Source organism: Pseudoalteromonas sp. SCSIO 43201, assembly GCF_023716725.1.
Lineage (GTDB): Bacteria > Pseudomonadota > Gammaproteobacteria > Enterobacterales > Alteromonadaceae > Pseudoalteromonas > Pseudoalteromonas peptidolytica.
In genome coordinates, this window is sequence record NZ_CP072683.1 from 37,501 (window position 1) to 54,234 (window position 16,734).

General features: G+C 44.4%; 16 protein-coding genes, 2 tRNA genes and 2 rRNA genes (1 of these 20 only partly in view). 7 read left to right on the forward strand and 13 right to left on the reverse strand.

The window, feature by feature from the left end; translation table 11 throughout:
* The 3 genes from J8Z24_RS00175 to J8Z24_RS00185 all read left to right on the forward strand — a co-directional run.
* Positions 1 to 2,821 (forward strand): 23S ribosomal RNA (locus J8Z24_RS00175) (it extends 64 nt beyond the left edge of the window).
* 114 nt (positions 2,822 to 2,935) lie between these two features.
* Positions 2,936 to 3,049, forward strand: a 5S ribosomal RNA gene (gene rrf / locus J8Z24_RS00180).
* A gap of 773 nt (positions 3,050 to 3,822) precedes the next feature.
* Positions 3,823 to 4,008, forward strand: a complete 186-nt coding sequence (locus tag J8Z24_RS00185) for a hypothetical protein (protein ID WP_125253577.1) — start codon at positions 3,823 to 3,825, stop codon at positions 4,006 to 4,008.
* A 17-nt stretch (positions 4,009 to 4,025) separates the two neighbouring features.
* Here J8Z24_RS00185 and J8Z24_RS00190 read toward each other — a convergent pair whose 3' ends face one another.
* The 5 genes from J8Z24_RS00190 to J8Z24_RS00210 all read right to left on the reverse strand — a co-directional run bounded on the left by J8Z24_RS00190 (position 4,026) and on the right by J8Z24_RS00210 (position 7,101).
* A complete protein-coding gene (locus tag J8Z24_RS00190) occupies positions 4,026 to 4,406 on the reverse strand; it encodes a hypothetical protein (protein ID WP_176033742.1) in 381 nt (126 codons plus the stop codon).
* A gap of 9 nt (positions 4,407 to 4,415) precedes the next feature.
* Entirely contained in the window at positions 4,416 to 4,916 is a 501-nt protein-coding gene (locus J8Z24_RS00195; RefSeq protein WP_128730125.1) for a hypothetical protein, read from the reverse strand.
* Positions 4,917 to 5,012: 96 nt separating this feature from the next.
* On the reverse strand, positions 5,013 to 6,389 hold the full coding sequence (locus J8Z24_RS00200; RefSeq protein WP_125253580.1) for a class II fumarate hydratase: 1,377 nt from the start codon (positions 6,387 to 6,389) through the stop codon (positions 5,013 to 5,015).
* Between the two features lie 8 nt (positions 6,390 to 6,397).
* The gene (locus J8Z24_RS00205; protein WP_176033741.1) at positions 6,398 to 6,808 is read right to left on the reverse strand and encodes a hypothetical protein; all 411 of its coding nucleotides are present in this window, start codon (positions 6,806 to 6,808) and stop codon (positions 6,398 to 6,400) included.
* Between the two features lie 110 nt (positions 6,809 to 6,918).
* On the reverse strand, positions 6,919 to 7,101 hold the full coding sequence (locus tag J8Z24_RS00210) for a hypothetical protein (RefSeq protein WP_125253582.1): 183 nt from the start codon (positions 7,099 to 7,101) through the stop codon (positions 6,919 to 6,921).
* A 166-nt stretch (positions 7,102 to 7,267) separates the two neighbouring features.
* On the opposite strand from J8Z24_RS00210, the gene J8Z24_RS00215 reads away from it, so the two are divergent.
* Entirely contained in the window at positions 7,268 to 7,858 is a 591-nt protein-coding gene (locus J8Z24_RS00215) for a DUF938 domain-containing protein (protein WP_252095074.1), read from the forward strand.
* On the opposite strand, the gene J8Z24_RS00220 is transcribed toward J8Z24_RS00215, so the two are convergent.
* The 3 genes from J8Z24_RS00220 to J8Z24_RS00230 all read right to left on the reverse strand — a co-directional run bounded on the left by J8Z24_RS00220 (position 7,838) and on the right by J8Z24_RS00230 (position 10,766).
* Positions 7,838 to 8,968: a GNAT family N-acetyltransferase gene (locus J8Z24_RS00220; RefSeq protein WP_176033739.1), complete on the reverse strand. Its 1,131-nt coding sequence runs from the start codon at positions 8,966 to 8,968 to the stop codon at positions 7,838 to 7,840. The genes J8Z24_RS00215 and J8Z24_RS00220 overlap by 21 nt on opposite strands.
* Positions 8,961 to 10,235: an alpha/beta hydrolase gene (locus J8Z24_RS00225; protein ID WP_128730134.1), complete on the reverse strand. Its 1,275-nt coding sequence runs from the start codon at positions 10,233 to 10,235 to the stop codon at positions 8,961 to 8,963. Before J8Z24_RS00225 ends, J8Z24_RS00220 begins: the two co-directional genes overlap by 8 nt.
* A gap of 63 nt (positions 10,236 to 10,298) precedes the next feature.
* Positions 10,299 to 10,766: an Lrp/AsnC family transcriptional regulator gene (locus J8Z24_RS00230; RefSeq protein WP_125253586.1), complete on the reverse strand. Its 468-nt coding sequence runs from the start codon at positions 10,764 to 10,766 to the stop codon at positions 10,299 to 10,301.
* Between the two features lie 116 nt (positions 10,767 to 10,882).
* On the opposite strand from J8Z24_RS00230, the gene J8Z24_RS00235 reads away from it, so the two are divergent.
* Both J8Z24_RS00235 and J8Z24_RS00240 read left to right on the forward strand, forming a co-directional pair.
* Positions 10,883 to 12,070: a PrnB family protein gene (locus J8Z24_RS00235; protein WP_252095075.1), complete on the forward strand. Its 1,188-nt coding sequence runs from the start codon at positions 10,883 to 10,885 to the stop codon at positions 12,068 to 12,070.
* On the forward strand, positions 12,057 to 13,163 hold the full coding sequence (locus tag J8Z24_RS00240) for an aminotransferase class V-fold PLP-dependent enzyme (protein ID WP_252095076.1): 1,107 nt from the start codon (positions 12,057 to 12,059) through the stop codon (positions 13,161 to 13,163). The genes J8Z24_RS00235 and J8Z24_RS00240 overlap by 14 nt, the downstream gene beginning before the upstream one ends.
* Here the strand turns inward: J8Z24_RS00240 and J8Z24_RS00245 are convergent.
* From J8Z24_RS00245 to J8Z24_RS00260, 4 genes are all read right to left on the reverse strand, one after another.
* Positions 13,160 to 13,909: an MBL fold metallo-hydrolase gene (locus tag J8Z24_RS00245; protein ID WP_125253589.1), complete on the reverse strand. Its 750-nt coding sequence runs from the start codon at positions 13,907 to 13,909 to the stop codon at positions 13,160 to 13,162. The genes J8Z24_RS00240 and J8Z24_RS00245 overlap by 4 nt on opposite strands.
* Positions 13,910 to 14,037: 128 nt before the next feature.
* Positions 14,038 to 14,130: transfer RNA gene (locus J8Z24_RS00250), tRNA-Ser, on the reverse strand.
* An 18-nt stretch (positions 14,131 to 14,148) separates the two neighbouring features.
* Positions 14,149 to 14,239: transfer RNA gene (locus J8Z24_RS00255), tRNA-Ser, on the reverse strand.
* A 223-nt stretch (positions 14,240 to 14,462) separates the two neighbouring features.
* Positions 14,463 to 14,609 (reverse strand): hypothetical protein, encoded by a 147-nt coding sequence (locus J8Z24_RS00260; RefSeq protein ID WP_170178652.1) that lies wholly within the window; start codon positions 14,607 to 14,609, stop codon positions 14,463 to 14,465.
* 285 nt (positions 14,610 to 14,894) lie between these two features.
* On the opposite strand from J8Z24_RS00260, the gene J8Z24_RS00265 reads away from it, so the two are divergent.
* On the forward strand, positions 14,895 to 15,737 hold the full coding sequence (locus J8Z24_RS00265) for a diacylglycerol/lipid kinase family protein (protein ID WP_125253590.1): 843 nt from the start codon (positions 14,895 to 14,897) through the stop codon (positions 15,735 to 15,737).
* 41 nt (positions 15,738 to 15,778) lie between these two features.
* Here J8Z24_RS00265 and J8Z24_RS00270 read toward each other — a convergent pair whose 3' ends face one another.
* Positions 15,779 to 16,693, reverse strand: a complete 915-nt coding sequence (locus tag J8Z24_RS00270) for a DMT family transporter (RefSeq protein ID WP_125253591.1) — start codon at positions 16,691 to 16,693, stop codon at positions 15,779 to 15,781.
* Positions 16,694 to 16,734 lie beyond the last annotated feature (41 nt).

Consider the following 16,734-nt stretch of genomic DNA (forward strand, 5'->3'; position numbering starts at 1 on the left):
CTTGCGATAAGCCTAGTCAAGCCAGTAAGAGGCGCTTGAGACTAGGATTTCCGAATGGGGAAACCCACCTGCTTGCAGGTATCGTTAACTGAATACATAGGTTAACGAGGCGAACGCGGAGAACTGAAACATCTAAGTACCCGTAGGAAAAGAAATCAACCGAGATTCCGAAAGTAGCGGCGAGCGAAATCGGAGCAGCCCTTAAGCTTTAGTGTAGTTAGTGGAACATGCTGGAAAGCATGACGAAACAGGGTGATAGTCCCGTACACGACAACTTATCAAAAGTGAAATCGAGTAGGTCGGAGCACGTGAAACTTTGACTGAATATGGGGGGACCATCCTCCAAGGCTAAATACTCCCAACTGACCGATAGTGAACCAGTACCGTGAGGGAAAGGCGAAAAGAACCCCTGTGAGGGGAGTGAAATAGAACCTGAAACCGTGTACGTACAAGCAGTAGGAGCCTACTTGTTGGGTGACTGCGTACCTTTTGTATAATGGGTCAGCGACTTATATTCTGTAGCGAGGTTAACCATTTAGGGGAGCCGTAGCGAAAGCGAGTCTTAACTGGGCGCTTAAGTTGCAGGGTATAGACCCGAAACCCGGTGATCTAGCCATGGGCAGGTTGAAGGTCAGGTAACACTGACTGGAGGACCGAACCCACTAACGTTGAAAAGTTAGGGGATGACCTGTGGCTAGGAGTGAAAGGCTAATCAAACCGGGAGATAGCTGGTTCTCCCCGAAATCTATTTAGGTAGAGCCTCGGACGAATACTTACGGGGGTAGAGCACTGTTAAGGCTAGGGGGTCATCCCGACTTACCAACCCTTTGCAAACTCCGAATACCGTAAAGTACTATCCGGGAGACACACGGCGGGTGCTAACGTCCGTCGTGGAGAGGGAAACAACCCAGACCGTCAGCTAAGGTCCCAAAGTGTATGTTAAGTGGGAAACGATGTGGGAAGGCTAAAACAGCTAGGAGGTTGGCTTAGAAGCAGCCACCCTTTAAAGAAAGCGTAATAGCTCACTAGTCGAGTCGGCCTGCGCGGAAGATGTAACGGGGCTAAACATACCACCGAAGCTACGGCTGCATACGTAAGTATGCGGGGTAGGGGAGCGTTCTGTAAGTGGCTGAAGGTGTGCCGGGAGGCATGCTGGACATATCAGAAGTGCGAATGCTGACATGAGTAACGATAATGCGGGTGAAAAACCCGCACGCCGGAAGACCAAGGGTTCCTATCCCATGTTAATCAGGGTAGGGTGAGTCGACCCCTAAGGCGAGGCTGAAGAGCGTAGTCGATGGGAAACGGGTTAATATTCCCGTACTTGGTATGAATGCGATGGGGGGACGGAGCAGGCTAGGCAAGCATGGCGTTGGTTGTCCATGTGAAAGGCTGTAGGCTGGCGACTTAGGAAAATCCGGGTTGCTAAGGCTGAGAGTCGAGACGAGCCACCACGGTGGTGAAGTTGTTGATGCCCTACTTCCAGGAAAAGCCTCTAAGCTTCAGTTCATACTGAATCGTACCCTAAACCGACACAGGTGGTCAGGTAGAGAATACTAAGGCGCTTGAGAGAACTCGGGTGAAGGAACTAGGCAAAATTGTACCGTAACTTCGGGAGAAGGTACGCTCTTACTTGTGAAGACTTCGCGTCGTAAGCAGGCGAGAGCCGCAGTGACCAGGTGGCTGGGACTGTTTATTAAAAACACAGCACTGTGCAAAATCGTAAGATGACGTATACGGTGTGACACCTGCCCGGTGCCGGAAGGTTAATTGATGGGGTTAGCTTAGGCGAAGCTCTTGATCGAAGCCCCGGTAAACGGCGGCCGTAACTATAACGGTCCTAAGGTAGCGAAATTCCTTGTCGGGTAAGTTCCGACCTGCACGAATGGTGTAACCATGGCCACGCTGTCTCCACCCGAGACTCAGTGAAATTGAAATCGCAGTGAAGATGCTGTGTACCCGCGGCTAGACGGAAAGACCCCGTGAACCTTTACTACAGCTTGGCACTGAACATTGACCCTACATGTGTAGGATAGGTGGGAGGCTTTGAAGCGCAGACGCTAGTTTGTGTGGAGCCGACCTTGAAATACCACCCTTGTAGTGTTGATGTTCTAACTTAGGCCCCTGAATCGGGGTTGAGGACAGTGCCTGGTGGGTAGTTTGACTGGGGCGGTCTCCTCCCAAAGAGTAACGGAGGAGCACGAAGGTTTGCTAAGTACGGTCGGACATCGTACGGTTAGTGTAATGGTAGAAGCAAGCTTAACTGCGAGACAGACACGTCGAGCAGGTACGAAAGTAGGTCATAGTGATCCGGTGGTTCTGAATGGAAGGGCCATCGCTCAACGGATAAAAGGTACTCCGGGGATAACAGGCTGATACCGCCCAAGAGTTCATATCGACGGCGGTGTTTGGCACCTCGATGTCGGCTCATCACATCCTGGGGCTGAAGTCGGTCCCAAGGGTATGGCTGTTCGCCATTTAAAGTGGTACGCGAGCTGGGTTTAGAACGTCGTGAGACAGTTCGGTCCCTATCTGCCGTGGGCGTTTGAGAATTGAGAGGGGCTGCTCCTAGTACGAGAGGACCGGAGTGGACGAACCGCTGGTGTTCGGGTTGTGATGCCAATTGCATTGCCCGGTAGCTACGTTCGGAATCGATAACCGCTGAAAGCATCTAAGCGGGAAGCGAGCCTCGAGATGAGTTCTCACTTTGACTTAGAGTCAACTGAAGGGCCGTTGAAGACTACAACGTTGATAGGCGAGATGTGGAAGTGCTGTGAGGCATTAAGCTAACTCGTACTAATTACCCGTGAGGCTTAACCATACAACGCCAAAGTGGTTTAGCGACAGAAGTTAATAGACTGAAGTAGACAAAAGAATTTAATAGCTTTTTCCAGATTTATATTAATGAAGGATACTTCATTAATGAACAGAATTTCCTGATGACCATAGCGTTTTGGAACCACCTGACCCCATGCCGAACTCAGAAGTGAAACAAAACAGCGTCGATGATAGTGTGGGCTTCCCATGTGAAAGTAGAACATCGTCAGGGCCTTATTAGAGAAACCCGTTGCAGCAATGCGACGGGTTTTTTGCTATGTGGGGTTTGAAAAGAAAATCTCACAAGATAATCAACACCTCGAAAAGCAATCAATACATTACAAAACAATCAACACATCGCGAGGTAAACTCGCTCCCACCAGGACACCACCATAGTGCTGCACTGGTAGGAAGCGGTTTACCCGCCGAAAAGAAACCCTTTGCAGCAATGCAGCGGGTTTTTTGCTATGTGGGATTTGAAAAGAAAACCTCACAAGATAATCAACACCTCGAAAAGCAATCAATACATTACAAAGCAATCAACACATCGCGAGGTAAACTCACTCCCACCACAACATCAACATAGTGCAGCACTGGTAGGAGGCGGTTTACCCGCCGAGCTGTTGGGTTTGCCAAACAAAAAGAATAAAACATCCTACTTTGTAACATCGCGAGGTAAACTCACTCCCACCACAACATCAACATAGTGCAGCACTGGTAGGAGGCGGTTTACCCGCCGAGCTGTTGGGTTTGCCAAACAAAAAGAATAAAACATCCTACTTTGTAACATCGCGAGGTAAACTCGCTCCCACCACAATATCAACAAAGTGCAGCACTGGTAGGAAGCGGTTTACCCGTCGAGCTGTGCATCTGTACGACGTAAGAAATAGTAGGCTGTTCTTATTGTATTTTTGCTGGTGTGATCAACTATTCGGTTTTATGTAATAAGGGCTACATGGAAGGGCTAATTAACGATATGATTGACTAAAAACAGAGGGACTCAGTGTGTCATTTCATTTAATTGCGCTATTAGTTATATTTGCACTGTTTGGTACTTCAGCCACTTACCTAATTCGTTTTATGTACAGCTACTGGGTGAAAAAGCGGCTCGAAGTAAAGTACATTATCAATGCGAGTATTTGTGGACTTTTAGTCATGCTTGTTTCTGTGATCAGTGAACTTGCACGATGATTTAAGCACTTGTCAGTTTAAAGTGGTACTGCTTGGCAAGTGTTGGCAATACATAGTGTTTGCACTGGCATCACTGGCTCACAACTCACCGCTGGTGCTTTTTCTTCGTTATCCAGCTTTTCTTGTCTGGTAATATTGGCGACGACTTTTTCAATTTCTTGTTCATTGGTATGTTTGGTCGAATAAATTATATATTCTCTTGGACCCCCACATGTCAATCGCTCACCTATACCAACCACTTTACATTGGTAGCTTGCGTCACACTCAATACTAGCTCTGATATCTGAGAGCGTATATTGGCTATCTAGGCTACTTGTTACACTAGTTGATGTCATTTCACAGCCAGGTAGCACTATAAGGAGTGCACTGATGCAAGTGAGAGAGATAGCTAACTTCATTAATTGCCTCTAGTATGCAGAATGGTTCTTTTGGAGTTTAACACATTTATTTTCAACGCATTGTGTTGCCGGTTCAATTAAATGCTGACAGATACTCATCATTTGATTTTGCTTATTAAAAGCACGCTCAAGCTTTGTGATTTGATCCGCTAACTGCATTACTTGTTTTTCATTCGCAGACTTTGTTGAGTACACCAAATAAGAAGAAGGGCCGCCGCAGGCTCGAGCGCCAACTGCGATCACTTTGCATTGTGTATTGGTATCGCAACTTTTGTCAGCACTTACGTCTTCTAGTGATTGTTTGTAGGCGGCAATATCTGAACTATCTAGTTTTTGGCTGTCTACTTGGATGGCTAAGTTTGTCTCTTTGGGTTTTTTATCTTCAGCTTGTAGCCCGCTCTGCGGCTGTGCGTTAGTGGTATTTTGCGTTGTTACATCTTTTTTAATTGCTTCTCCCTGGCAGCCAAATAATAAAAATGTAACCAGTAAGGTGGGGATCATTTTGTTCATTATATGCTCTCCTCATGTTTGCTAATTAAACTACGCAAGTCCTTGAGGAATAGCAAGCTCAACAGCCTGTATCCTTACAGGCTGAAAAGGATTTATTTATAAACCGCCTTTGGTAAGTTTGTTCGGGTCAAGTAATGACTTGAGCTCAGCTTCACTCAGATCGGTTTGCTCCGCAGCCACCTCGATGATAGGGCGACCTTCTTTGTATGCTAGTTTGGCTATTTGTGCTGCTTTTTCATACCCGATCACAGGGTTCAGTGCAGTCACAAGGATCGGATTTTTTGCCAGAGCTTTTTGAATATTTACTTCATTAACTGTGAAGCTGGCAACGGCTTTATCAGCTAGAAGTCGTGCTGTGTTTGAGAGAATTTCGATACTCTGTAATACATTCAATGCAATCACTGGCAGCATCACATTTAGCTCAAAGTTACCAGATTGCCCAGCAACACTGATTGTGGCGTCATTACCTATCACTTGAGCACTGGCCATTGCTGCTGCTTCTGGAATAACGGGGTTTACTTTTCCTGGCATAATGGAAGAGCCGGGTTGGAGCGCCTCAAGCTCAATTTCACCTAATCCAGCAAGGGGACCAGAATTCATCCAACGTAAATCGTTAGCGATTTTCATTTGCGCCACGGCAAAAGTTTTAAGTTGTCCAGAAAGTCCCACAATCGCGTCTTGTGAACCGATATGGTAAAAAAAGTTACTGCCTTGGCTAAATCGGATCCCGATGTTAGTGCTCAGGTTTTGGCTAAATAATTTCGCGAACTGTGGATCGGCATTAATACCTGTGCCTACCGCCGTTCCACCTTGACCTAACTCGTACACTTTTTCTAATGAATGAACAATTCCCTGACAAGCGTTGTCTACTTGCGCTTGCCAGCCACTTAATGCCTGTGCGAATGTCACAGGCATAGCGTCCATTAGATGAGTTCGGCCGGTTTTGACATGATGACCGACTTGTTCTGCTTTTTGTTCAATACTACGAGATAAGTGTTTTAGTGCGGGTAATAGGTCATATACAGCAGTAATTGCACTACTGACATGAATGGCTGTTGGTATCACATCATTCGAGCTTTGACCCATATTAACATCGTCATTAGGGTGTACAGTCAGTCCGCTAAGTTGTGAGGCTAATGTGGCTATCACCTCATTGGCATTCATATTTGAACTGGTGCCAGAACCAGTCTGAAAGACATCAACAGGGAATTGATCTAAGTGTTTGCCATCAATTAGCTGTTGGCAGGCAGTCACTATTGCTTTTGCTTTGTCACTTGGTAGATGGCCAAGGGATTGGTTGGTTTCAGCTGCAGCTTGTTTGATGTAGGCCAGCGCTTTGATAAAGCTACTTGGCATGGTGATGCCACTAATAGGAAAGTTGTTTACTGCACGCTGTGTTTGCGCCTTGTAGAGCGCATGCTCTGGAACATCTAGTGTTCCCATACTATCGGATTCTTGACGAAAAGTAGTCATCGTTGCTCCTAATAAAAAGGGTTAAACTGCTGGCAGGTTTGGCACGCATCTCGCTGGAGCTTAAGAAATTGCTGCGACGAAGTATGGTGATGTTTATAAAACCGTTTTAATGCCAGCAAAGGCTTGAATAATTGATCCATACATTGCTTACGTATGGCTGTATCAACGAGAGGATCGGCAATCTGCTCTAATAGCTCAGATAATGTACTTCTGAGATAAAACTCTTGCAGCAGCGGGTTATTGTGGCGCTCATACCATTTAGCCATGTCTATTCCTGCTGAGATATATTCAGCAACTAAGAGCGGGGCCTCTAGTTGTGGCCGCTGGCAGTGGCGATTAAGCTTCGCACGGTAAGTCTGTAATAAAGTAGCAAGCTGCATAGATACAAAACCAAACGATGTAATGATAACAATTATCATTACATCGTTTGGTTAGCAATTCAAGCTTTTGTATTTACCCTACCAAACTTGAGTTTGGTATTCACCATAGCAGCTCACTATGAGTCTGAAATGAATTTAAAAAGTGAGTGTTAATTATAACCAAGGAGATACTGCTGTTCGGAATGTTCTTTTTCTTGCTCTTCAAGCTGCATAAGATTAGCGACTTCTTGCCGATAGGCGCGGCTTTTGGTGAACGCGTTTTTTCGCTGCTTCAGGACAAGTCCTTCGCTTTTTAGTTGGCTAGGCATTTGGGTGATCTCTGAAATTTTCATGCTCGCTTCTCCTCTTAGTACTCTTTAAACTTAGCAGAAGTCGTACCAAAATAAATTTCTTTCTGAATTTTAATCATTTAGTGAAACTTTGGGCTATTTACCTTGCAATTAATATAAAAGCTTGCCTCAATGAGGCGCATAATTTGATCAAAATAGTGCAAACGAGATGACAAAACCTTACTCTCAAGCGTGTGAAAACAATAAACATCCGATTTTAGAAAAGCTTACTCCTTATCTAAACAAGCCTGTGGAAGTCCTAGAGATAGGCTCCGGTACGGGTCAGCATGCAGTGCACTTTGCTGCGGCATTACCGCATTTAATATGGCAAACAGCAGATAGAGAGGTCAATCACGCTGGTATTTATGCGTGGCTGGATGACGCTGAGCTTGAAAATGTTTTACCACCATTGGCGCTAGACTTACACCATGGGTGGCCTATTAATCAGCGTTATGATGTGATTTATACTGCTAATACCTTGCACATTGTGTCATCAACCCTCGTGGAACGTTTAATTGCAGGAGTTGGACGGCACCTTAAAGAAAGCGGCTACCTGATAGTTTATGGGCCGTTTAATTATCAAGGCGAATTTACCAGCGAAAGTAATCGAGAGTTTGATACCTATCTAAAGTCGCAAGACCAGGATAGTGGTATTCGCGATCAAGAATGGGTATTGGCGCTTGCTAAAGAGCAAGGCCTTACACTACAGCAAGACTATGCGATGCCGGCTAATAATCGCTTATTGGTGTTTAAACGGTAGCTTTGCTTGGCACTCGATAAAGTAATGCTCGAGTGCATCAGCTTCGCGCTTGGTAAAATCTTCAAGCGCCTGCTGAAAGTCAGGTTGAAATAAGCGGTGATACGATTGCCTCCACACCGGCTCAAAGCCCCTCACCAGCTTATGCTCACCCTGAGCACCGGCATCAAAGACTGCAAGTTGGTTAGCAATGGCGTACTCTATACCTTGATAGTAACACAGCTCAAAGTGCAAAAAGTCGTAACTATCCTCAATCGCGCCCCAATAGCGACCATACAAGGTGTCACCATCCACAAGGTATAAACTAGTGGCAATAATGTCGTGGTTTAAGTAGGCACAGCAAAGGCGAAACTTATCTGGCATTAAGATGATAACTTGCTGGAAAAAGTCGCGCGAGAGATAGCCTTGGTGTCGTGAGCGTTTAAGGTAGGTAAGTTGGTAGCTGAGAAAAAAGGCATCGAGCTGTGCTGTGCTTATTTCTTTGCCATCAATCCAACTGATATTAATACCTTGGGCAGTCACGGCTTGGCGTTCTTTTGTGACCATTTTACGCTTTCTTGACGTGAGTCGCGCGAGAAAATCTTCGAACCCTGCGTAACCTTTATTGTGCCAATGGAATTGTACATTGCGGCGCATCGTTAAATGACTTTGAGTGAGTAAGTCGCTTTGTTGACAAAAATTAATATGGACGCCACTAATCCCCAGTGGAGCGAGGCTCGTGAGCGTCGCGTTAATATATTCAAGTAGATCAGCAGAGGGTGCTTTAGTTAAGATCCTTGGTCCCTGCGTGGGCGTAAAGGGGACGCCACACAGCCATTTAGGATAATAATCTACTCCATGACGCTCGTAGGCTTCAGCAAAAGCCCAATCAAAAACGTACTCGCCATAAGAGTGCGATTTAATATAACCTGGCAAAATCGCAATTAACTCACCTTGGCGTTCAATCATTAGATGATGAGGTATCCAGCCCGTTTCTTTGCTGGTGCAGCCGCTTAACTCTAATGCAAGCAGCCACTCGTAACTTGTAAATACATGTGGTGGTGAAACACGTTCCCACTGCGCTTCTGTCACTTCTGTCAGAGAATGAATAAATCTGTGTTGGTACTCAGTCATTGTGGCCGTCAAAAAATGCGAGCAGTGCTTGCTCAAAGTTGCTGTAATCAGGGTTAAATGTGATCCGTGCCAAAGGTTTGTGTTGCTTCATGTTTTCTTCGTGACGCTCACCAAAATGGACAGTTTTACCAGTGCGGCAGTTAACGAAGGCTTGGTCTTTTAAGTGGTAACTGGTGCAGTTACGATAAGGGCCTTTTTGGCCATAAAAAATATGATCAGGTGGCTGTAAAATACCAATATGAGACATATCGACAATGTTGTCGGCTCTCACGCTCCGATAATTCACACCCTGCTTAGTCGATGGCGTTTCCGAGTAGATAAATTGGGTCAATGCTGACTTAGGTTGCCACTTTTCGAGTAACTTTGCCGTTGCATGATTGTCTATAGTGGTATCAACATCGCTATAGCTGATAAACATCGGTACATTTGGCAAAGTAGAGAGTGATTTGAGTGGTGCCATAGCCTGATGGGCCAACGTTGCGCCATGCCACGGGAAAGATTCATATTTGGCGAAATCCAAATCAGCGTCTTCATCTATCCAATTGACAAATGGCACGTAATCAATCCATTTGGCGAGCCAACCATTCTTATTATGTGGCTCTGTAGCGGGAGAGATCAGTGCAACAGCTTCTAAATTATTGGGCTTATGCTTCGCTATGCTACTAAGCATCAAAGCGGCACCTGTAGAATAGCCAAGTACGGAAAAATGCGTAAAATCTTTGCTCGTCTGTGAAATGGCATAATCTGTATGTGCTTGCCAATCGTCGATATCGACTTCGGTTAAATCACTCGCTGCGGTGGCGTGACCTGGCAGTAACATGGTTCTGACATTGTATCCTGCTTCATAGAGCGCTGCTGCGAGATAGTGAAAAGTAAAAGGAGAGTCAGTTAGTCCATGGATAAGCAGCACAGCCTTATCTTTGTTGTCATGGTCAAGTGTAAATGGCGCAATCAGATCACTTACCTTCGGGTTTGTAAGATTCAGCAATCTTGCTGTCGGTGTCATTAACGGGCATGGTAGTGCGGCGCGAGGATTGCGATTTTCAATAACTGTTTTGGTCGAGCGAATATAATCGTCAAAGCTAGTTATATTCGTTATATCAATAGTGACAGGACCTTTATCAATTGCTTCACGAAATAACCCTGATGCTTTGCTTTTGGTGAATAGCGACATATCACTTACTTGGGTTGTGCAATCTTGGGCAATGGCCAAAGGTGAAACAAGCAAGCTACAAGCTAGTACTGTGGAGGTGAAGTAGTGACGCATATTCAATCCTTTTAAGCTATAGGTTTGAAGCAGTATAGCGAGATCACGTGACAATAAAAACGCTCAACGGATCGGTAATATGCGTTTTGCAAAAGTTTGCTTTAGGACAATCGTTGATTCAATCCCGCTAATGACCTTACAGGCGCCCAGTTGATGTTTGGCAAATTGCTCATAACTAGGTAAATCCTTTGCTACGATTTCCAATAAATAATCATAACTGCCAGAGATCACAGAACAGCTGATCACCTGATCTTCAGATTCTACGTGTTGTTCAAATAACTGGGCAGCCGCTGCGGTATTTTCACTGAGTTTTATAAACGCATAAACCAAGATACTCAAATTAACCTGCGTTCTATCTAGTGCAGCATGATAACCAGAAATCACCCCCGTCTCTTGTAACCGCTTTACGCGTCGTAGACAAGGGGTATCAGAAAGGTTGGCTTTTTCAGCGAGTGAGGCATTACTCAAACGGGCATTATGTTGTAATGCGGCCAGGAGCAGTTTGTCCTTAGCATCAAGATTTTCTGACATAAGCGAAATAAAAGAGTGATTATTGCTAATCAGTATTAAACTTTTAGAGAAAATTGGCAAATTATGCTCTTGGTGATTTGTTAGCCTTAATAATGGAATAATCACGAGAAGTAATCATGAGTTCATTAGCCGTACAATTTGATGCTTGGATCAGAGGGCAGTTTGTTGACATAAACGATAAGCTTGAGCACCTTTACTGGCAGCAACAAGATAAAGCGAACGTTGAAGGCGTTGGCGAAGCACTAAAAATACAGTTACAAGAAGAAGGTAATCGACTGATCCAAGCCTTATTGGAGGAAGGCAATACCGATGAAGGATTTGATCAGGCTTTTGATTTATTAGGCAATGTTGGGCTTTTTATGGCCGCATGTCGGCGTCATGAAATTACCGAACCAAGTCGCGAACAGGTTTCGCCATTAAAACAAGCTTCTGCACTGGCTATGCACATTGGTGCCTCTTTGGGGGTTACACCAAGGTTTGCTACCGCACATCTCACTACCCATAATCGCGCAGTGAATGGGGTATATAAACGCTTTACCTCACACCCCGCAGAGCGCTTATTTATTGACTACAATACTCAGGCTATTCTTGCCTATAAACGAGCGTCCGAATCGTTAATGAAGGTACATCATTTGGGCATTTCTCATCCCATGTCATTGGTGCTACTCAAACAAGTTAAGCAAGCGCTGCTTGAAGTAATAGAGTCTAATCGAGCATTGTTTAATGCCTTAGACGCTGAAGCGTTCTTCTATGTGGTGCGCCCTTACTACAAACCATACCGAGTTGGTAAAGAAGTCTATCGTGGCGCTAACGCTGGAGATTTTGCGGGTATCAATGTTATCGATATGATGTTGGGATTGTGTCCAGCTAATGATATTAGTTATGGTCAAATGCTGGTGGATAAATTCTTATTTATGATGCCTGAAGATCAAGCTACATTAAGAGAGTGTATGCGTACACCTAATCTTATGGATGCTTTTTTGGCAGCATTGAATACACCAAAGCGTGAGTGGTTTGCGCCTGCTGCTAATTTGTTTGTGCAAGTATGTAAACTCCATGGCGATACAGCTATTCAGCATCATAATCAACTGGTAGAAAAGTATATTGCCAAACCTTCGCAGGCGATGCAGCAACAGCATTTGAGTAAGGTGACAGCCAGTGGTCCACCTTTAGAAGTCCTATTGCAGCAGCTTGCGGACTTGCGCGATCGTAGGGCAGCGGCTAACCGCGACGATATCTTCACACGATACAATGACTTGAAACGACTGCGTGAGGCGCTAGGAGAACAGAATGACAACCTTTAAAGATGATTTTCACTTAGCGCCTGGCCACTATTTATTAAGTCACTCAGTTGGTCGTATGTTGAAATCAGCCGAGGCTGATTTTCAACAGCAGTTTATTTTGCCATGGCAGCAGCTGAATCAAGAACCTTGGCAGCAATGGCTCGATGGTATCGAGCGATTTACCAGTGCACTGGCTGAATTGCTGAGCTCAGAAGCTAGGCTATTTTGTCCACAAACCAATTTGTCTAGCGGCTTAACAAAGTGGGCGATGAGCTTGCCTGAGAGTGGTATTCGCAAAGTTCGTGTATTGATGAGTGAACAAGATTTCCCGAGCATGGGATTTGCGCTACAAAATGCGTTGGATAATGTCGAGATTGTGTATATTCCAGAGTCATTTGATATGTATGATCTTGCGGTATGGCAGCAATATATCGATGAGCAAATTGATTGGGTTTTTGTGAGCCATGTATACTCCAATAGTGGCCAGCAGGCACCGGTGGCTGAAATTATTCAATATGCAAAACAACAGGGTTGTCGCACCATTATTGATATCGCTCAGTCACTTTGTGTGCTGCCTATAAACTTAAATAAATGGGATGCTGATTGTGTCGTAGGATCTTGTGTTAAATGGAGTTGTGCAGGTCCCGGGGCTGGTTTTATGTGGGTGAATAAAAGTATCCTACCTTATTGCGAACCAAAAGATGTTGGCTGGTTTTCTCATCAAAACCCATTCGAGTTTAATATCCATCATTTTGAACCTAATGAGAGTGCACTACGCTTTTGGGGAGGCACACCAAGCGTTGCGCCATATATCTATGCAGGTCATAGCCTGAATTATTTTGCAAACGTAGGTATTAACACGGTGCGTGAACACAACGTTACCTTGTTGGCAAAACTCCAAAAGGCATTACCTGAATTTTATTACTCTCCGATAGATCAGAGTATGTGTTCTGGAACCGCTATTCTAGATTTTGGGCCATATCATGAACAAGTCAGGTCGCGTCTTAAGCAAGCCAACATTGCTGTTGATAATAGACGTTACGGTATCCGTATTTCCCCTCACATTTATAACGATCAGGCAGATATTGAGGCGCTGCTTCATGTTGTTAATTAGCGACCGAGACCCAAAGCGCGCTTTGTTTTCTTTTTCACAGAGCGCCAATGGGTCATTGGTTGTTTAGGCGCATTTGCGATTAACGCATCGAAATCAATGTCGCTTGCAGGCACTTCTCCTTGATGTGCCAATATCAAGGAGTGAGGCTGTAATGCTTTTACTTTGGCTAGCGACAATCGATATAATCGAGGATAGAAGACTGGAAAGGGTGCAACAAACTGCCCTTTTACCTTGACGGTCAAATCTGCAACATACATACGCCCGCTAGGTTGATGTAGTAAGCTAATGTCTCTGTCGGTATGGCCTGGGGTATGAATAGCTTGCCACTGCTCGAAATAAGGCAGCTTATCACCATCGGCCAAGAAAAAGTCTGGTGCAAGGCGTCTTGGGTACCACAGGTTACGTTTCGCTTTACGCTTTCTTCCCGCAACCCATAGAGCCAGCGCCATATCAGAAAGGTGCATCATGACACCATCGATACCACGATACCACTGACTGGGTGCATTTGCCGTCGCTATTTTAGCGCCAGTGAGTTTTCTGAGTTTGTGCGCACCACCGGCATGATCTGGGTGCATATGTGTGACGACAATAAGTTTGAGTGCACTAAGAGGTTTTTGTAGTTGCTGAATAAAATGACAGACCACGTCAACATCGGCACGACAGCAACCATCAAGTAACAGTAGCTCTGAGCCGTGCTCAACCAAATAAATATGTTGAATATAACCCTCTAAGGTATGGATTTTCATTAGTCATACTCATATCCCTAATCAGATATCAACATAGCATAGGTTAAAGACATCTGACCAGTTGTCATATGAACGTGATAAATTTCAGGCATAAAAAAACCGCAATTAAGCGGTTTTCTTATAAGTCATGGCGGAGGGGGAGGGATTCGAACCCTCGATAGGGCTACAAACCCTATACTCCCTTAGCAGGGGAGCGCCTTCAGCCACTCGGCCACCTCTCCGGCGCAATACTTTAAAAATGGCGGAGAGATAGGGATTTGAACCCTAGATACGCTATTAACGTATGCCGGTTTTCAAGACCGGTGCTTTCAACCACTCAGCCATCTCTCCATGGGCAAAGATAATACTTAGCGATTTAAGCGCTGTAAACCATTTTTAAACTGTTTGCTTAAAAAATGTTCTAAAAATAGGTTTTTTTTAAAATTGTGCCAGAAATTAGCGGTTTGACAGGGGGATTTTATCAAAAGTACTGGTTGAAGTGATGCTTTTGTGGTCTATTTAAACAAATGCTGACGAGAGCATGGCGGGTTGGGACGCCATGCTCTGTGCAGACTTACTTATACATAATCACGTCTTTTAACGCTAAGTGTTGACCACAGACTGCGAGCCACTTCGTCAAATTGAGTCGACGTTGTTTCGTTGCTTGCGTTTGGTTAAGCGTGTTTTGTGATGGGCTGCAAGGCGCAGCTGAATTAAGCATGTCTGGCTCCTAATTAAACTATGGTTGAAAACAAGGCTATTTTGCACGCAATTTGTTCAAATTTAAAACGATAAAAATTACTGTTTTCGGATAAAAATAACTAATGTATTTTGTGTTTTTCCCTGTTTGTAAAATTGTGATTTTGCATATTTATGCGAATGGGTATTTATCTTGTGTTCGATTAACTTCAATTAAATCATTTGTTTGGTTTTCTTTGTTTTGTGTGCCAATTGTTTTATTGGTTGTTTATTCATATAAGTTGATTTTTTGTATTTGAGAGGCTTTATGCTGGTGGTGGTTAACCCTTTATCGGGTGCTGAGGGAGATGCGCAGATCGCATGGTTAAAGCAACAATTAAAACAACAGCAGATAACGGCAACTTGGTTTAATACCACCGGCAACTTTGTATCAGACAGAGATGCAATAGTAAAAGCGACGACGACAGGGACGACAGTAGTAGTAATTGGTGGAGATGGCACCTTACACTTAGTTGCCAACGCCATCGCTCGGCGTAATAATCCACTCGCCTTGCTTCCTGCTGGTACGGGTAATGATTTTGCACGGCAGTTTAACTACTCCAAAGCACAGTGGCGAGCTGCCGTATTTTCAGATCAAGTTACCAATATTGACTTGGGTAAAGTAGATAGCCGCTGGTTTGTTAATGTTGCAGGCGTTGGGTTTAACGCGCATGTAATGAATAACTTGGGGCAAAAGAAGCGCTTGGGAAAGCTTAGCTATACCTATGCGGGATTAATTTCGCTATTTAGTGCAAAATCAATCTGCTATCACAGTAAAACATGGCCTGAGCACGGTATGATGCTGTTGCTCGCCAATGGTAAACACTTTGGTGCAGGGCTAACTCCTGCGCCTATGGCCAGCTTGAATGATGGGCAATTGGAGCTGTTGTGGTTTACACCGAAAACACATTGGCAGCGGGTGGTAGTATTTGCCAGTATGTTGCTTAAGCGCCATATTGGCGCGAAAAATGTGCATCACGACCGTATTACCGAACTTTGTATAGCACAAGCGGGATATGATATTGAGGCCGATGGTGAAATTGTTGGGCGCACACCAGCAACCATCACATGTTGCCGCCAAGCGTTGAGCATAAAAAAAGCGCCATCATAAAATGGCGCTAAAAAGTAAGAAGCCAAAGTATTGGTAAAACCTCAACTTCTAACTGGGGACCGAATGGACAACCATGTGTAAATGCGATCCAAAGGAGTTAATACAATTGCATTGCCAAGGATGACCAAAATAAATCCAATGAACGTATTTTGTTGCCATTCAAAGCCTTCAAACAAAGTGCTCAACGCTACAGCAACAAACGGAAATAACACAATTAAATAACTGGCTTTCTCTGGACCAATATTCTTGAGCAAAGAGAAATAACAACCAAAAGCAATGACGGTGCCAAATACACTAAGATAAATAAGTGACCACCAATAAGATGCAGGAGCTTGGTTGATAAATTGATGCTCACTGAAGGCCACATAAGTGGCCAGCATGATGGCGCTATATAGCATACCCCAAGCATTTCCTGCCATTACATCAATTTGCTGGTTTGAGTTACGCACGCTCACCATATTGCCAAGTGACGCGACTACTGTTCCCGATAGAGCTAATAATAACCCCATGAAGGCATCGCTTTGCAAATCAAATGCGACCAAATCGTGCCAAAATAAGCTGACTATACCAAGCGTGCCGAGCGACGCACCAAAGTAAATACGTTTGGCAATTGGCTTGGCAAAAAACAGCTTTGTATTAATGATATTGACGACTAGCAATAAAGAAAATGCAATCGAAGCCATTGCCGAATTTAAATGTGCTTGAGCCCAATACAGAAATAAATAGTTAGCACCAAAGTTACACAGAGCGAGTAAAATAAAAAAGCCATGATCGCGGCGGCAAAAGCGCATCGGCACCCGTTTGTAAAAAACAAATACCCACATACAGATCGCCGCAAGACCAAAACGGTAAAATAGCGATACGAACTCATTAACGTTGCCTAGCTGATACTCGATGGCCAGCCAAGTTGAGCCCCATATCAACACGGTAATAGTATAGAGAAACAGATTTTTCATGATCGGCTCTAAATTAAAACAACAGTAGATGTGCGTAGTGT

Excerpts from the sequence above, each read along its gene's own strand:
- J8Z24_RS00230 (WP_125253586.1), bottom strand. The coding sequence starts at position 10,766 with ATGTCAGAAAATCTTGATGCTAAGGACAAACTGCTCCTGGCCGCATTA.
- J8Z24_RS00220 (WP_176033739.1), bottom strand. The coding sequence starts at position 8,968 with ATGACTGAGTACCAACACAGATTTATTCATTCTCTGACAGAAGTGACA.
- J8Z24_RS00235 (WP_252095075.1), top strand. The coding sequence starts at position 10,883 with ATGAGTTCATTAGCCGTACAATTTGATGCTTGGATCAGAGGGCAGTTT.
- J8Z24_RS00265 (WP_125253590.1), top strand. The coding sequence starts at position 14,895 with ATGCTGGTGGTGGTTAACCCTTTATCGGGTGCTGAGGGAGATGCGCAG.
- J8Z24_RS00200 (WP_125253580.1), bottom strand. The coding sequence starts at position 6,389 with ATGACTACTTTTCGTCAAGAATCCGATAGTATGGGAACACTAGATGTT.
- J8Z24_RS00245 (WP_125253589.1), bottom strand. The coding sequence starts at position 13,909 with ATGAAAATCCATACCTTAGAGGGTTATATTCAACATATTTATTTGGTT.
- J8Z24_RS00225 (WP_128730134.1), bottom strand. The coding sequence starts at position 10,235 with ATGCGTCACTACTTCACCTCCACAGTACTAGCTTGTAGCTTGCTTGTT.
- J8Z24_RS00240 (WP_252095076.1), top strand. The coding sequence starts at position 12,057 with ATGACAACCTTTAAAGATGATTTTCACTTAGCGCCTGGCCACTATTTA.
- J8Z24_RS00205 (WP_176033741.1), bottom strand. The coding sequence starts at position 6,808 with ATGATAATTGTTATCATTACATCGTTTGGTTTTGTATCTATGCAGCTT.
- J8Z24_RS00210 (WP_125253582.1), bottom strand. The coding sequence starts at position 7,101 with ATGAAAATTTCAGAGATCACCCAAATGCCTAGCCAACTAAAAAGCGAA.
- J8Z24_RS00195 (WP_128730125.1), bottom strand. The coding sequence starts at position 4,916 with ATGAACAAAATGATCCCCACCTTACTGGTTACATTTTTATTATTTGGC.
- J8Z24_RS00215 (WP_252095074.1), top strand. The coding sequence starts at position 7,268 with ATGACAAAACCTTACTCTCAAGCGTGTGAAAACAATAAACATCCGATT.
- J8Z24_RS00190 (WP_176033742.1), bottom strand. The coding sequence starts at position 4,406 with ATGAAGTTAGCTATCTCTCTCACTTGCATCAGTGCACTCCTTATAGTG.
- J8Z24_RS00270 (WP_125253591.1), bottom strand. The coding sequence starts at position 16,693 with ATGAAAAATCTGTTTCTCTATACTATTACCGTGTTGATATGGGGCTCA.
- J8Z24_RS00260 (WP_170178652.1), bottom strand. The coding sequence starts at position 14,609 with ATGCTTAATTCAGCTGCGCCTTGCAGCCCATCACAAAACACGCTTAAC.